A 15,140-nucleotide genomic window follows, 5' to 3' on the forward strand; every position below is an offset into this window, starting at 1 on the left:
AAAAGCAGAGAAAGGGTAACCTCATTTAACTCCTCAGGCGCGTTCATTATTAATTAAATAATTTATGAATAATTTTTCTATTCTAATTGGCGGGAAGGCTGGATTTGGCATTGATAAATCCGGTACTTCCATTGCAAAAATAATAAACCGGCTTTGTTATAGGATATATGTTTATCGGGATTATCCCTCTTTGATTAGGGGCGGGCATACATTTTCAATTATCCGCGCCAATAAAGAAAGAATCTCCTCTGGAGAAGAAAGGCTAGATTTTATCCTTGCTTTGAATCAGGATACAATTAATCTGCACAAATGGCGCTTAAAAGAAAACTCCATAGTTATTTACGATTCTGATTCTGTACAGATAGACGGATTAGCGGTTAGGAATTCTATAAGGCTACCTATAAGCAAAATCATTAAAGAAGAAAATGCCCCTGAAATCTTGCGCAATAGCTGCATGCTTGGCGCGTTTGTAAAAGCTTCAGGTATTAGCTGGGAGATATTGGATGCGGTTTTTAGAAAAGAATATGCCAAGGAATTGGATTTAAACCTTAAGGTGGCAAGAAGGGCTTTTGATGAGGCTAAAGAATTAATTAAGATTCCAGTTTTAGAGCAGAAACTGTTTCCAATCTTATCGGGAAACGAAGCAACTGGATTAGGATTGATCAAGGCAGGCTTAAAGAATTACGTTTCTTATCCCATGACTCCCACCTCGCCAATATTGCATTTTCTTGCTGACGAAGCAAAAGATTTCGGCCTTAAAGTAATCCATCCTGAAAGTGAAATCGGTGTAATTTTAATGGCGTTGGGGTTTTCTTATATAGGAGAAAAGACTGCGGTAGGAACTTCTGGCGGCGGATTTTGTTTAATGACAGAAGGGCTAAGCTTCTCCGGTATGGCTGAATTGCCTGTAGTAATAATAGTAGGCCAGCGTCCTGGGCCAAGCACGGGTTTGCCTACTTATTCTACTCAAACAGAATTACATTTTGTTTTAAGCGCAGGACAAGGAGAGTTCTTAAGGTTTGTGGTTGCCCCTGGAGACGCGGAAGAAGCGTATTTCTGGTCCGCAGTTGCTTTAAATACTTGTTTTAAATTTCAGATTCCTTCATTTATTCTTACCGATAAGAATTTAGGTGAAGGGCTTTTTAATTTTGATATTGATTGCATAGGTGAAATAACAGATGAAAACCCTTCTGTTTGGGATAGGAGTTCTATTTATAAGAGATACCTTGATACCGAAACGGGAATTTCTCCGCTTGCTTTTCCTCCCGAGAAAGATCAGGTTATCAAAGTTAATAGTTATGAACATGATGAAGCCGGGATAACTACGGAAGAAGCTGTTTTGAGTATAAAAATGCAGGATAAACGTTTACGCAAAGAAAAATATCTTTTAGAGGAATTAGAAAAGTATAGGCCTGTGAATGTTTACGGAAATTCTTTATCAGAAACTGCAATCCTTTGCTGGGGTTCAAATAAAGGAGTTTGTGTTGAAATAGCAGAAAAGTTAAATCTAAAGGTTATCCAGCCGCTTGTGTTGTCGCCATTTCCGCTAAAACAATTTTCTGAAGCTGTTTCGGGCGTTAAGAGATTAATCTGTGTTGAGAATAATGCTACTGGCCAGTTAGTAAAATTGATAAAGATGTATGGATTTAATGTTGATGGAAAGATTTTAAAATATGATGGCAGGCCTTTTTCTCTGGAAGAGTTGGAGATGGCTTTAAAGAAGGAAATTAAATGAGCCAGGTAAACTTAAGCACTAATGCGCAAAACACTTGGTGCCCGGGTTGCGGGAACTTTGCTATTATGAATGCAATAAAGTCTGTGCTATTAGAATTGAATCAGGAAGGTTTCCCTTTAGAGAAATTCGTCATAGTCTCTGGTATCGGCTGCCATGCAAAGATTGTGGATTATTTGAATGTTAACAGTTTTTATTCTCTGCATGGAAGGGTTGTCCCGGTTGCAGAGGCAATAAAGATTGCGAGGCCAGACATCAAAGTAATAGGGTTTGCCGGAGACGGGGACTGTTATGGGGAAGGCTTGGAGCATTTGATTTTCTCCGCAAAGCGGAATATTGACATTACTATGATTATTCATAATAACCGTGTTTATGGTTTGACAACCGGGCAATATACCCCGACTTCTCCATTAGGTTACCGTGGGCGATCAACTCCTCAGGGCACAAAAGAATCTCCTATAAATCCTTTAGAGCTTATGCTTGCAAGCGGGGCAACATTTTTAGGCCGGGGGACTTCGCATGGTTTGGAATTATTGAAGAAATTATTTAAAGATGCAATCCTGCATAAAGGTTTTTCTCTGGTGGATGTTTTGCAGGTTTGTGTAACTTTTTATAATATGTATGAATATTATGATAAAAGAGTTTATGAATTAGAGGGGCATGATGCTTTAGATTATCTTAAAGCGCAGGAAAAAATCAGAGAATGGGATTATAATTCTGATAAAGCTATCGCTTTAGGTTTGTTCTATAAAAAAGAAGCTCCTACTTTTGAAGAGAGTTTTAACAGGGATATTCTATCAGTACAGGAAAAAGATTCAAAACTAAAAGCATATTTGCAATTATTAATGTAATAATGGAATTAAAGAATTTGCATTGGTTAGGTCATGACAGTTTTCGGCTAGGGTCGGAAAAGATAATTTACTTTGATCCTTATAGATTACCTAAGAATTCTCCCAAGGCCGATATTATCTTGATAACTCATGACCATTATGATCATTGTTCGGAAACAGACGTCAAATCAATTAGCACAAAAGATGCTGTTATCCTGGCTAGTTTAGGGGCAGGAGAGAAATTAAAAGAATCAGGTGTTCTTTGTAAAGAAATAATGTTTTTAGAGCCTTTCAAAAATGCCGAGATTGGCGGGGTAAAGGTTTTTGCAGTACCCAGCTATAATATAGGTAAGCCTTATCATCCTAAATCTGCAAAAAATCTGGGATTTATTGTTGAAGCTGAGGGATCAAAGATTTATCATGCAGGGGATACAGATAAAATACCCGAGATGGAAGATTTTCATTGTGATATTGCGCTTTTGCCTGTTGGCGGAACTTTTACAATGAATGCTCAAGAAGCATCAGAGGCAGCTTTAGTGATTAAACCTAAAGTTGCTATTCCAATGCATTATGGCAGCGGCACAGGTTCTAAAGAAGACGGGGAGAGATTTGCAGAATTATTAAAAGGGAAGATTGAAGTTAAAATTTTAACAAAGGAGAGTTAAGATGAGTAAATACAAGTGTTTAGTTTGCGGCTACATTTATGACCCTGCAGTAGGAGACGCAACGCAAGGAGTTAAGCCCGGTACTTCTTTTGAAAATCTTCCGGATTCATGGGTTTGCCCTGAATGCGGCGTAGGCAAAGACCAGTTTGAGAAGATAAGTTAGGAGTAAACAATGGCAGGAAATATAACTTTTAAGGGTAATCCTTTAAATCTAGTTGGAAGGAATATAAAAACTGGAAGCTTAGCGCCAAATTTTAAGGTTACTTCCCAGGATCTAAAAGAAGTTTCGCTTTGGGATTTTAAGGGAAAGATAAAAATAGTGACATCTTTCCCTTCCCTTGATACTCCGGTGTGCGACCTTCAGGTGAAAGAATTTAATAAGAAAGCAACTGAATTATCGTCTAATGTTGTAATCATAGGTATCAGTAAGGATTTGCCTTTTGCGCAAAGCCGTTTTTGCGAATCGTTTGAAATAAAAAACATAAAAGTCCTGTCAGATTATAAGACTTCTTCTTTTGGGATTAATTACGGTTTATTAATCAAAGAATTGAATCTTTTAGCCAGATCGGTAATCATAATAGATGAATTTGATACAATAAGATATTCCCAGTTGGTTAAAGAATTGACAAGGCCTCCGGATTATGAAGATTGTTTGAGCAATTTGGAAGAAATTATAAGAAATCCCGGACAAGAAAAGAAAGAAGGGTTGCCTTCTTCATGTAAACCTTGTGAAGGGGGCACACCTCCTATGCCGAAGGAAAGAATTAATCAATTAATCGCTAAATACCGCGGTTGGGAAGTTATAGAAGATAAGAAAATAGTAAAGGAATTTAAATTTAAGGATTTTATTGAGGCAAAATATTTCTTAGATTTAATTTCGGTTATTGCCGAGGAAGAGGGGCATCATCCGACAATGACTATTATATATAATAAATTGAAGGTTACGCTTTCTACTCATGCCATAGGCGGCTTATCAGATAATGATTTTATTATGGCAAAAATTATCGATGAATTAGGGGGATGATGATGAAAAGAATAGCGGTTTTAGTAGAAGATCATTATCAGGTGCTGGAAGTTTGGTATCCATATTTACGACTGCGCGAGGATGGTTTCAAAACAACTCTTGTAGGAACCGGGAAGAAAGAGTATAAAAGCAAGGAAGGTTATATTGCTCACGAAGAGCTTTCCATCAAACAAGTAAAAGCCGCTGATTTTGATGCCGTAGTCATCCCCGGAGGATGGGCACCGGATATCTTAAGAAGGCATAGCGAAATAAATAACTTTGTAAGACAGATGGATGAGGAAAAGAAGGTTATTGCCTGCATTTGCCATGGAGGCTGGGTTTTAATTTCTGCAGGTATTCTAAAGGGAAGAAAAGTTACAGGGTTTTCCGCGATTATGGATGATCTTGTGAACGCGGGTGCCGAGTATTTTGATCAGGAAGTGGTTGTTGACGGAAATTTGATTACTTCACGCAATCCTTATGATTTACCGGTTTTTTGCCTGGAGATGGTAAAACAATTAAAATAAGATGCCCATAGAGAAAGTATTGCAAATCAAAGAAATAATTCAAAGGGCTCCCGGGGTAAAAAGTTTTCGCCTGGAAGTAAAAGATTGGATTGACTTCTCAGCAGGGCAGTTTCTTTGCGCAAGTTTAATTTCCGATAATGAATCCAAGAGGTATCTTTCTATCTCAAGTTCACCAACGGAAAGATGCTATATTGAGTTTACCAAAAGGATTACTCAGAGCGATTTCTCCAAGGCGTTAGATAATTTAAAGCCCGGAGACTCGCTTAAAATACAATACCCTTTCGGTAAGTTTATTCTGCAGGATACTTCATCAAAAATCGCATTTCTTTCAGGGGGGATAGGGATAACTCCTATTAGAAGTATCTGCAAATATGTCGTTGATAAGAATTTAGGCATAGATATGGTTTTGGTTTATGCTAACCAATCTATTAAAGGCATAATCTTTAGGGAAGATTTTGATGCGATGCAGAAACAGTATACGAGATTAAAAGTTTCCCATGTTCTTTGCGAGCCTGCACCGGACTTTAAGTGTAGTATCGGATTAATTAACAGTAGTATTATTAAAAATGAAATTCCGGATTATCTACTAAGGAAATTTTATTTGTGCGGGCCTCCGGCGATGGTGGAGGCGATGAAAAAAATATTAACAGAAGAATTAAGCCTACCAAAAGAAAACATTATTACTGAGAACTTTGTAGGGTATTGATTTAAGTTTCTAATATATCGCACCTTGGCATAAAGGATTGCCAAGTGCGCCCTTGGTAGGGCGAATTGGTATTCAGGGAGGCATAAAATGTCAATTCAAGAGATTCTACCTAATATTTATTCAGTTGGAGTGGTTGATTGGAATGTGCGCACTTTTCACGGGCATACTTATTCCACAAACAGAGGCACTACCTATAATGCCTATCTTATTATTGATGAGAAGAATGCTTTGGTAGATACAGTTTTAGGCACTTTTTCCAAGGAATTAATTGAAAACATAAAGAAAATTATTCCTGTTGAGAAAATTGACTATATTATCGCTAATCATGTGGAGACCGATCATTCGGGTGCGCTTCCAGAGATATTAAAACTTTGCCCTCAAGCAAAGATATTTTGTACGCAAAAGTGTAAAGAAGGCTTGTATAAGAATTATTACGGAAATTGGGATTTTCAAATAGTTAAAACCGGGGATAAACTGAATTTAGGGAAAAGAAATTTAAGTTTCATCGAAGCCCCGATGATCCACTGGCCGGATAGTATGTTTACTTATTGCCCGGAAGAAGAATTACTTCTGCCCAATGATGCTTTTGGGCAGCATTATGCTACAGTCGAGCGTTTCGCGGACGAAGTTGACCAATGTGCTTTAATGGATGAAGCGGCAAAATACTACGCGAATATCCTCTGGCCTTTGGGAGCGATAATATTAAAGAAGATTGAAGAAATACAGAGAATGAATATCCCGATAAAAATTATTGCTCCCAGCCACGGATTGATTTGGCGCAAAGAAGCTTTAAAAATAATTAATTCATATGTTTCGTGGGCAAAGAATGAAACTAAGCAAAAAATAATAGTTGCGTATGAGACTATGTGGGGAGCAACAGAAAAAATTGCACGATCGATTATTGAAGGGATAGTTGATTCCGGGGTAAGTGTTAAACTTTATGATGTTGCAACAGCTGACCGGACGGAAATTATCAAAGACATGCTTGATGCTAAAGGATTTTTATTCGGATCATCTACTCATGATAATGATATGCTCCCAAGTATGGCAGGATTTCTGGAATTCGTTAAAGGATTAAAGGCCAAAAATAGGGTTGCCGGAGCATTCGGTTCCTGCGGTTGGGCAGGGGGAGCTGTAAAGGAAATAGAGGCAGTTTTGAAAGAAGGTGGCATTGATTTGGCTCTATCAGGGATAGAATTTAAGTACGTCCCGGATGATTCTGAATTGAAGCTTTGTTATGAGTTTGGAAAGAGTTTTTCCGCAAAAATAAAAGAGGGTTAAGAAAAGTTTATGAAGAAGTTGAATAATGATTTGCTTCATTTCTTCCGCGAACAGGGCTGTGTTGTAGTTGTAAGTATTGATAAGAATGGGTTTCCTCACGGATCATGCAAGGGTATTGTGCATGTAAATCGTAACGGAAAAGTCTATTTATTTGATCTGTATAGGGGCAAGACTCACGAGAATCTGTTGCGTAACCATCATGTTAGCATCATCGCTTTTGATGAGCATAAATTTATCGGGTATTGCCTTAAAGGAAAAGCAAAGGTTTCTCCGGAAATAAAACTTAATTCAAAGATTGTTAAAGCCTGGGAAGAGAGAATTGCAACCAGGATTACGCACAGGCTTTTAAAGAATATTAAAGAAGACAAGGGGCTTGCGGCTCATCCGGAGCTTGCGTTACCGAAGCCAAAACACCTTATTATTATGGACGTAGAGGAGGTAGTTAACCTATCTCCGGCACCAATTAAAACAAATAAAGGATAAGAAAATGGGTAATATTTTTGCTGTAAGCGAGATTGTGGAGATTGGAATCCAGATTGAAAAGAACGGAAAGGATTTTTATAATGCTTTATCCAACCGTTTGGATAATGCAAAAATAAGAGACGTATTTAAATACCTCGCCGGAGAAGAAGAAAAGCATATTGTTGTTTTTCAAAAGATTCTCGGTGGAATTGAGAAGTATGAACCTGTTGAGAGCTTCCCCGGAGAAAATCTCAGCTATATTAATGCTTTGGCTTCAGAGTATATTTTTACAAAGAAAGACAAGGGGGTAGAAGCTGCTAAAAACCTGAAAACAGATAAAGAGGCTGTTGATAAAGGTGTAGAGTTTGAAAAAGATTCTATTGTTTTTTATGAAGGAATGAAGAAATTGATTCCTGATTACGATATAAAGGTTATAGAGGAATTGATTAAACAAGAACAGTCTCATTTATTGCAGCTACTTGAGCTAAAAAGCAAATTATAAACCTAAGGGTCAGTACAAAAAAGAGAGGTTAATATGGGGAAAAGTGTTAAGGTTTACTCAACTCCGACTTGCCCGTGGTGTATAAGGACAAAACAATTCTTAAAAGACAATAATATTAATTTTGAGGACATTGACGTTTCTTCCAACCAATCCTCTGGTGAAGAGATGATTAAAAAATCGGGTCAGATGGGGGTTCCGGTTTTGGATATTGATGGCGAAATTATTATCGGCTTTGATAAAGAAAAGATTAAACAGGCTTTGGGGTTATAGCAATTATGCATGAATTAATTATTATCGGAGCTGGGCCGGCAGGGATTACTGCTAGCGTATATGCCGCACGCAAGAATATGGATTTTATTCTAATTAGCAAAGATATCGGTGGCCAGGCAGCTTGGAGCGGGGATGTTGAGAATTATACAGGGTATCAATTTATTACCGGCCCTGAGTTGGCAAAGAAGTTTGAAGAACACATGCGTAAGTATGAGATTAATTTAAAAGAAAATGAAGCTGTGTTAGAATTAAATAAGGAGAATGATAAATTTATCGTTAAAACTAATAAAGCAGTTTATGAATCAAGGACAGTTATTATTGCTGCCGGGAAAAGAAGCAGAGAGTTAAATGCTTTAGGAGAAAATGAGTTTAAAAATAAGGGGTTGACTTATTGCGCGACTTGCGATGCACCTTTGTTTAAAGGCAAGACTGTTGCAGTTATCGGGGGAGGGAATTCTGCCCTAGACGCAGCTTTGCAATTAACAAAGATTGCAAAGCATGTGTTTGTGATAAATATCTCTTCCGGCCTTGGTGGAGACGCGATAATGCGCTCGAAATTGGAAGAAGCCAGCAATGTTTCTATTCTAAATAATTCTAAGGTAACGGAAATCTTAGGGGGAAATTTTGTTTCGGGGATTAAAGTAGGAAATGAATCTGGGGAAAAAATCTTGGATGTAGAAGGGGTGTTTGTAGAGATCGGATTGTTGCCAAATTCTGAATTTACCAAAGATATTGAAAAAAACAGTCTTGGCGAGATAAAAGTAAATTACCATAATGAAACAAATATTCCCGGGATATTTGCTGCGGGTGATGTTACTGATGTTCCTGAGAAACAGATTATTATCGCTGCCGGGGAAGGTTCAAAAGCCACGCTTAGTGCATTTAGATATCTTGCCCAAAACAGGTTTAAAACTTAAAAATAACGAATTAAATTAAGTTTCTATTCCATATAAACATATTTTGTGATAGAATTTAAGAAAAGAGGTTAGATTTTCCTAAAATACATATGGATAAAAAAAGAATATTGATAGTTGATGACGAGCCTGATTTCGGCAATATGGTGAAGATGATTCTTGAGCATACCAATGAATATAAGGTATTAGCTCTGCAAGATGCCAAGAATCTTATTTACCATGTTCATGCTTTTAATCCTCAATGCGTGCTTTTAGATCTTTTGATGCCTGGTATCGGCGGCATGGAAGCCATAGAAATATTAAATAATGATCCTGTTGGAAAAATAACTCCCATAATTGTCCTTTCAGCACTGGATAAGAAAACTGATAAGGTAAAAGCTTTTAGTTTGGGGGTTGTTGATTATCTGGTTAAGCCGGTAGAAAACAGCCAGATAATTGCCTCGATTGAAAGAGCCATTAAGTCCAAGTCTGTATAAACAATCTTTCCTTATGTCCCACAGAACAAAATTTAACGAATTAAAAAAAATCTTTCAAATATTGCATGGGCCTAAGGGTTGCCTTTGGGATAAGAAGCAAACTCATAAATCACTTTTGCCTTATCTTAAAGAAGAATCGGAGGAATTTATCCATGAGGTAAAAAGAGGAAGCCCCCTTCATATGAAAGAAGAGTTGGGGGATATATTACTTCAAGTTATGTTTCATGCGCAGATTGCGTCAAAGGAAAATAAGTTTGACATAGAAGACGTAATAGATGTATTGATTAAAAAATTGAAAAGACGGCATCCACATGTGTTTGGCAATGTAAAAGTAAAATCCAGCCGGCAAATCACCCGTAATTGGAATAAGATTAAGGCCTTAGAAAGAATGCAAAGTCATGTTAAGGCACAAAAAACTAAAAAATAAAAAATAAACTTGACAAAGTAGGAAAATATTGTATACTCTACTATTATGATAGAGATAATAGGTGAGAGATGCGGTTAACTTATAAGGGTGATTACGCCTTAAAGACAATTTTAGACTTGGCTTTGCACTATGGAGAAAAACCGGTGACTATCCATCAGCTTGCAAAAAGGGCGGATATCCCGATTAAATTCTTAGAGCAAATTCTTTTGCAATTAAAAAGAGCGGGTTTTGTCGAGAGCAGGCGCGGTAAAGTAGGCGGGTACCTGCTTTTCAAACATCCATCAAAGATAACCCTAGGAGAGGTGGTTAGATTTATTGATGGGCCGGTAGAGCCTATTATCTGTGTGCAACATAATTACAAAGGCTGCCGGGATTTAAACAAATGTGTTTTTAGAAAAATCTGGCAGAAGGTTTCAGAATCAACTTCAAAAATAATTGATAACATAACTTTTGATGATCTTGTGAAAGAAAATAAAAAAGGAAACTCAAGTTTTATCTATCAAATTTAAGAAGGGAAAGAATGAAGATCGCTAAGGATATAACAGAATTAATTGGGAACACTCCATTAGTAAAATTAAATAGGCTAACCAAGGATTGCCAGGCAACTATTTTGGGGAAATTGGAATTTTTTAATCCTTGCTCATCAGTAAAAGACAGGATTGGATTAAGCATGATTGAGCAGGCTGAAAAAGAAGGCAAGATTAAGAAGGATACAGTTATTATTGAACCAACCTCCGGAAATACCGGTATTGCATTGGCTTTTGTTTGTGCTGTAAAAGGCTATAAGTTAATTTTAACCATGCCGGAGACCATGAGTATGGAACGAAGGCAGCTCTTAACTGCTTTTGGCGCTACGATTATCCTTACTCCCGGAGAAGAAGGCATGCGCGGAGCGGTAAAAAAAGCGGAGGAGTTAGCTGATTCTAACAAAAATTATTTTATACCTCAGCAATTTAATAATCCTGCCAATGTCCAGGCGCACAGGCTTACTACTGCGCAGGAGATTTGGCGTGATACCGAAGGAAAGGTTGATTTTTTAGTTGCAGGAGTAGGTACTGGTGGTACAATTACAGGTATAGGCGAGGTTATCAAGAAAAAGAAGAGTAGTTTTAAAGTAATCGCTGTTGAGCCGCAAGATTCTCCTGTTTTATCGGGTGGTAAACCCGGATTGCATAGAATACAGGGAATCGGAGCAGGTTTTGTCCCGCAAGTTCTAAATACCAAGATTATTGATGAGATAATCCAGGTTTCTAATGATGAAGCCTATGAAACAGCAAGAAGATTGGCAAAAGAAGAAGGCCTTTTAGCCGGGATTTCCTCCGGAGCTGCAGTGTTTGCGGCATTAGAAGTTGCGAGAAGGAAAGAAAATAAAGGCAAGGTTATTGTGGTAATTTTGCCAGATACCGGTGAGCGGTATCTGAGCATGGAGCTGTTTGTATAATAAAAAGGGAGATAAAATGAGAGAAAAAGTAGAGAAGGCTTTAGAGAAGATTAGGCCGATGCTTGCAGCAGATGGCGGCAATATAGAATTAGTAGAAGTTACTGCAGACGGCATAGTAAAGGTAAAATTGACTGGCAGCTGCGGATGTTGTCCGATGAGCCAGCTTACTCTTAAAATGGGAGTAGAAAAAATCTTAAAACAGGAAGTCCCCGAAGTAAAAGAGGTAGTTGCTTTATAGAATTTTTTTCGCGGAGAAATTAATACCATGAGAACGATTAAAGAAATAAATGAAAAGATTAAAAAAGGTGAAGTTGTAGTAGTTACTGCCGAAGAAGTAATTGATTTGGTTAAAGAAAAAGGCATAAAGAAGGTAGCAACGGAAGTAGATGTTGTTACTACAGGCACCTTTGGCCCTATGTGTTCGTCCGGAGCATATTTTAATATCGGGCACTCAAAGCCAAGGATAAAAATTGGCGGAGGCACATGCAATATCAATGATGTGCCTTGTTATACCGGTTTTGCCGCTGTAGATATTTATCTGGGAGCAACTGCTGTGCCTGACGACGATCCTCGTAATAAAGTTTTCCCCGGAGAATTTAAGTATGGAGGAGCCCATGTAATACATGAGCTAGTTGCGGGTAAAGATGTCCGTCTTGACGCTACAGCATATGGGACTGATTGTTATCCGCGCAAGAAGTTAGAAACATTGCTTAATATTAAAGATTTGAATGAGGCGGTTTTGTTTAATATACGCAATTGCTATCAGAATTATAATGTTGCGGTTAATTTATCCGATAAAGCAATCTATACCTACATGGGAATGCTTAAACCGAATTTAGGCAATGCTAATTATTGTTCAGCGGGGCAACTTTCGCCGCTCTTGAAAGACCCGTATTATAAAACTATTGGCATTGGGACAAAGATTTTTTTAGGTGGTGGGATTGGCTATGTTGCTTGGCATGGGACGCAACATAATCCTTTAGCTGCCCGTAAGGAAAACGGCATTCCTCAAGCACCTGCAGGGACTCTTGCAGTAATTGGAGATTTAAAAGGGATGAAGCAAGAGTGGTTAGTCGGAGTTAGCATGTTAGGCTATGGCGTAAGTTTGGCTGTCGGAATAGGCGTGCCAATACCTATATTAAATGAAGATATCTTAAAATATGCTTCTGCTAAAGATGAGGATATTTATGCGCAGGTTGTTGATTATAGCAATAATTATCCGCAGGTCATTTCAGGAAGCTTAGCTGAGGTGAACTATGCGCAATTAAAATCAGGAAAGATTAATTTACGCAGTAAAGATGTTCCTACGGGAAACCTTTCCAGTTATTCAAAAGCGCGTAAAATCGCCGAATCCCTTAAGGAATGGATTAAAAAGGGAGAGTTTTCTTTAACAGAAGCTGTGGCGCCTTTGCCGCAAGTTGAGTCAGGCTATACTTGTAAATTGTTAAAAGAGCGACCCGTAGTATAAAATTTGACAGGGAGAAATTAAATGGTAACTAAGCGGATAGTGCTTCATTTCCCTCGCAGGCTTGTTGACCAGCCGATTGTTTACAAGCTTGTTAAGGAATACGACCTTAGATTCAATATCTTAAAAGCCTCGGTTACCCCTCAGGAAGAGGGGCTTATGGTTTTGGAGTTAAGCGGGAAAAAAGAGAGTTTTGAAGAAGCGATGAAATACTTGGCTTCTTGCGGAGTAAACGTTCAGCCCCTAAGCCAGGATGTTATCCGTAATGAAGATAAATGTACAAATTGCGGAGTTTGTGTCCCGATTTGTCCAGTAAGTGCGCTTGTGGTTGATCCAAAAACACGCAAAGTAGTCTTTGATAATAAAAAATGCATTGCCTGTGAACTTTGCGTTAAGATTTGCCCGCCCCGCGCAATGGAAGTGCGCTTTTAATCTATTCTTAATTTTGCAATGAACAAATTAGATAAATTAAAATCCATATTACAAACGATGGACTCCGTATTAATTGCTTTCTCAGGAGGGTTGGATAGCACGTTTCTTTTAAAAGCAGCCACTCTTTCTTTATCTAAGTCAAAAATACTTGCCGTTACTGCGGATTCTGCAACATATCCAAGAGAAGAGTTACGATTAGCCAAGGAAATTGCCGATAGCTTAGGAGTTAAGCATAAAATTATCAAGACGAACGAATTAGAGAGTAGTAAATTTGTTTCTAATCCTGTTAACCGCTGCTATTTTTGTAAGAAAGAGCTTTTTATAAAACTAAAGGCTATTGCTAAGAAATCCAAATTAAATTTTGTGGCAGATGCCAGCAATGCTTCTGATAAATTAGATTTTAGGCCAGGCAATGCCGCTAAAAAGGAATTAAAGATCCGTTCTCCGCTTCAAGAAGCAGGATTTACGAAAGAAGATATCCGGAAGTTTAGCAGAAAATTAAAACTTGTTACTTGGGATAAGCCAAGCCTTGCTTGTCTTGCTTCAAGAATTCCTTATGGGGTTAAGATTACGCCTAAAGCTTTAAATAAAATTGACAATGCTGAATTGGAAATAAAGAAATTAGGTTTCCGGCAGGTTAGGGTAAGGCATTATAACGATCTTTGCCGTATTGAGGTCGAGAAAAATCAGCTTAGCCGTCTTCTTGATAAGCGCAATCTTCTGGTCGACAAGCTAAAAAAATTGGGCTATAATTATATCACTGTAGATTTGGAAGGATACCGTACGGGAAGCCTTAATGAAGCATTTCTAAAAAAATAGGTGAGAAAATGAGAAGAATATACTTGGATTACGCTGGAACAGCGCCAACCGATCCTCTGGTTGTTGAAGCAATGGCGCCGTATTTTTTTGATAAATTTGGCAATGCTTCAAGCATACATTCTTTCGGGCAGGAAGCAAAAAAAGGAATTGAAGACGCGCGCGAGGCTGTTGCCAAATTCTTAGGCGCAAAACCTCAAGAGATTATTTTCACCTCCGGAGGGACAGAATCAAATAATTTCGTTATTAAAGGCGTTGCTCACGCTTTAGAGAAAAAAGGCAACCATATTATTACTTCTGTTATTGAGCATCACGCGATAAGCGAGCCGTGCAAGTTTCTTGAAAAAAGAGGATTTGAGGTTACCTATGTTAGAGTAGATAAAGATGGCTTGGTTGACCCTGAAGACATAAAAAAGGCAATCACCGATAAAACAATCCTTATCTCAATAATGCATGCGAATAATGAGATTGGGGTAATCCAGCCGATAGCTGAAATCGGAAAAATTGCCAAATCTAAGGGGATTTATTTTCACACCGATGCTGTGCAGACTGTAGGCCACATCCCGGTGAATGTGGATGATTTGAATGTTGATTTGTTATCCATCTCCGGGCATAAATTTTACGGCCCTAAAGGCGTAGGGGTTTTGTATGTAAGGCAGGGAACGCGTATTGAGGCTTTTCTTCTTGGCGGAGACCAGGAGAAGGGCAAGCGCGCTTCCACCTATAATACTCCCGGGATAGTGGGTATTGGGAAAGCAATTGAACTTTGCTCGCAGAAAATGGATGAAGAGGCTAAATTCCAGATGAAACTGCGGGATAGGTTAATTAATGAGATTAATGAGAAGATCCCCGATGTCAGGCTTAATGGCCATGCAACTAAAAGGCTTCCAAACAATGTTAATTTCTCTTTTAGGTATATTGAAGGGGAATCAATGCTTCTAAATTTAGACATGCTTGGGATTGCTGTTTCAACCGGCTCTGCTTGTACCTCGGCTTCATTAGAGCCTTCGCATGTTTTGCTGGCTATCGGCCTTCCGCATGAAATCGCGCACGGGTCTTTAAGGTTTACTTTAGGCAGGTGGACAAAAGAAGAAGACCTGAATTATCTGATGGATCATTTACCTAAAATTATCCAGAAGCTTCGCGCGATGTCGCCACTCTACGATAAGTAGAAAACTTAAGGTTTAACAT

At 38.3% G+C, this 15,140-nt stretch carries 21 protein-coding genes and 1 pseudogene; all 22 read left to right on the forward strand.

Annotation, left to right across the window (positions count from 1 at the left end; genetic code table 11):
• Positions 1-64: 64 nt before the first annotated feature.
• A complete protein-coding gene (locus PHO70_06270; GenBank protein ID MDD5432570.1) occupies positions 65-1,735 on the forward strand; it encodes a 2-oxoacid:acceptor oxidoreductase subunit alpha in 1,671 nt (556 codons plus the stop codon).
• Positions 1,732-2,583 carry a thiamine pyrophosphate-dependent enzyme gene (locus tag PHO70_06275; protein ID MDD5432571.1) on the forward strand — a complete coding sequence of 284 codons (852 nt, stop codon included), beginning with the start codon at positions 1,732-1,734 and terminating at the stop codon, positions 2,581-2,583. The genes PHO70_06270 and PHO70_06275 overlap by 4 nt, the downstream gene beginning before the upstream one ends.
• Positions 2,584-2,585: 2 nt before the next feature.
• Positions 2,586-3,227 carry an MBL fold metallo-hydrolase gene (locus tag PHO70_06280; protein MDD5432572.1) on the forward strand — a complete coding sequence of 214 codons (642 nt, stop codon included), beginning with the start codon at positions 2,586-2,588 and terminating at the stop codon, positions 3,225-3,227.
• A gap of 1 nt (position 3,228) precedes the next feature.
• Positions 3,229-3,390 (forward strand): rubredoxin, encoded by a 162-nt coding sequence (locus PHO70_06285; protein ID MDD5432573.1) that lies wholly within the window; start codon positions 3,229-3,231, stop codon positions 3,388-3,390.
• 9 nt (positions 3,391-3,399) lie between these two features.
• A pseudogene (gene tpx, locus PHO70_06290) lies at positions 3,400-3,903 on the forward strand (thiol peroxidase).
• Positions 3,904-3,975: 72 nt separating this feature from the next.
• Positions 3,976-4,251: a 4a-hydroxytetrahydrobiopterin dehydratase gene (locus PHO70_06295; protein MDD5432574.1), complete on the forward strand. Its 276-nt coding sequence runs from the start codon at positions 3,976-3,978 to the stop codon at positions 4,249-4,251.
• 2 nt (positions 4,252-4,253) lie between these two features.
• Positions 4,254-4,757, forward strand: coding sequence for a type 1 glutamine amidotransferase (locus PHO70_06300; GenBank protein MDD5432575.1), 504 nt, complete (start codon positions 4,254-4,256; stop codon positions 4,755-4,757).
• Position 4,758: 1 nt separating this feature from the next.
• A complete protein-coding gene (locus PHO70_06305) occupies positions 4,759-5,463 on the forward strand; it encodes an FAD-binding oxidoreductase (GenBank protein MDD5432576.1) in 705 nt (234 codons plus the stop codon).
• A gap of 87 nt (positions 5,464-5,550) precedes the next feature.
• Positions 5,551-6,744 (forward strand): flavodoxin domain-containing protein, encoded by a 1,194-nt coding sequence (locus tag PHO70_06310; protein ID MDD5432577.1) that lies wholly within the window; start codon positions 5,551-5,553, stop codon positions 6,742-6,744.
• Between the two features lie 9 nt (positions 6,745-6,753).
• Positions 6,754-7,227, forward strand: coding sequence for a pyridoxamine 5'-phosphate oxidase family protein (locus PHO70_06315; protein ID MDD5432578.1), 474 nt, complete (start codon positions 6,754-6,756; stop codon positions 7,225-7,227).
• A gap of 4 nt (positions 7,228-7,231) precedes the next feature.
• A complete protein-coding gene (locus PHO70_06320) occupies positions 7,232-7,708 on the forward strand; it encodes a ferritin family protein (GenBank protein ID MDD5432579.1) in 477 nt (158 codons plus the stop codon).
• Between the two features lie 33 nt (positions 7,709-7,741).
• Positions 7,742-7,978, forward strand: coding sequence for a glutaredoxin family protein (locus PHO70_06325; protein ID MDD5432580.1), 237 nt, complete (start codon positions 7,742-7,744; stop codon positions 7,976-7,978).
• Between the two features lie 5 nt (positions 7,979-7,983).
• The gene (locus PHO70_06330) at positions 7,984-8,895 is read left to right on the forward strand and encodes an FAD-dependent oxidoreductase (protein ID MDD5432581.1); all 912 of its coding nucleotides are present in this window, start codon (positions 7,984-7,986) and stop codon (positions 8,893-8,895) included.
• 89 nt (positions 8,896-8,984) lie between these two features.
• Entirely contained in the window at positions 8,985-9,368 is a 384-nt protein-coding gene (locus PHO70_06335; protein MDD5432582.1) for a response regulator, read from the forward strand.
• A gap of 13 nt (positions 9,369-9,381) precedes the next feature.
• Positions 9,382-9,795 (forward strand): MazG nucleotide pyrophosphohydrolase domain-containing protein, encoded by a 414-nt coding sequence (locus PHO70_06340; GenBank protein MDD5432583.1) that lies wholly within the window; start codon positions 9,382-9,384, stop codon positions 9,793-9,795.
• A 68-nt stretch (positions 9,796-9,863) separates the two neighbouring features.
• The gene (locus PHO70_06345; GenBank protein ID MDD5432584.1) at positions 9,864-10,304 is read left to right on the forward strand and encodes an Rrf2 family transcriptional regulator; all 441 of its coding nucleotides are present in this window, start codon (positions 9,864-9,866) and stop codon (positions 10,302-10,304) included.
• Positions 10,305-10,315: 11 nt separating this feature from the next.
• Complete coding sequence (cysK, locus tag PHO70_06350) at positions 10,316-11,236, forward strand: cysteine synthase A (GenBank protein MDD5432585.1); 921 nt, start codon at positions 10,316-10,318, stop codon at positions 11,234-11,236.
• A gap of 16 nt (positions 11,237-11,252) precedes the next feature.
• Positions 11,253-11,474 (forward strand): NifU family protein, encoded by a 222-nt coding sequence (locus PHO70_06355; protein MDD5432586.1) that lies wholly within the window; start codon positions 11,253-11,255, stop codon positions 11,472-11,474.
• 27 nt (positions 11,475-11,501) lie between these two features.
• Positions 11,502-12,704, forward strand: coding sequence for a homocysteine biosynthesis protein (locus tag PHO70_06360; GenBank protein MDD5432587.1), 1,203 nt, complete (start codon positions 11,502-11,504; stop codon positions 12,702-12,704).
• Positions 12,705-12,725: 21 nt separating this feature from the next.
• On the forward strand, positions 12,726-13,133 hold the full coding sequence (locus PHO70_06365; GenBank protein MDD5432588.1) for an NIL domain-containing protein: 408 nt from the start codon (positions 12,726-12,728) through the stop codon (positions 13,131-13,133).
• Positions 13,134-13,151: 18 nt separating this feature from the next.
• Positions 13,152-13,952, forward strand: coding sequence for an ATP-dependent sacrificial sulfur transferase LarE (larE, locus tag PHO70_06370; GenBank protein MDD5432589.1), 801 nt, complete (start codon positions 13,152-13,154; stop codon positions 13,950-13,952).
• Between the two features lie 8 nt (positions 13,953-13,960).
• Positions 13,961-15,121 (forward strand): cysteine desulfurase NifS, encoded by a 1,161-nt coding sequence (gene nifS, locus PHO70_06375; GenBank protein MDD5432590.1) that lies wholly within the window; start codon positions 13,961-13,963, stop codon positions 15,119-15,121.
• Positions 15,122-15,140: the final 19 nt, after the last annotated feature.

The sequence above is a fragment of the Candidatus Omnitrophota bacterium genome, from assembly GCA_028715415.1.
Classification (GTDB): Bacteria; Omnitrophota; Gorgyraeia; order Gygaellales; family Profunditerraquicolaceae; genus JAQURX01.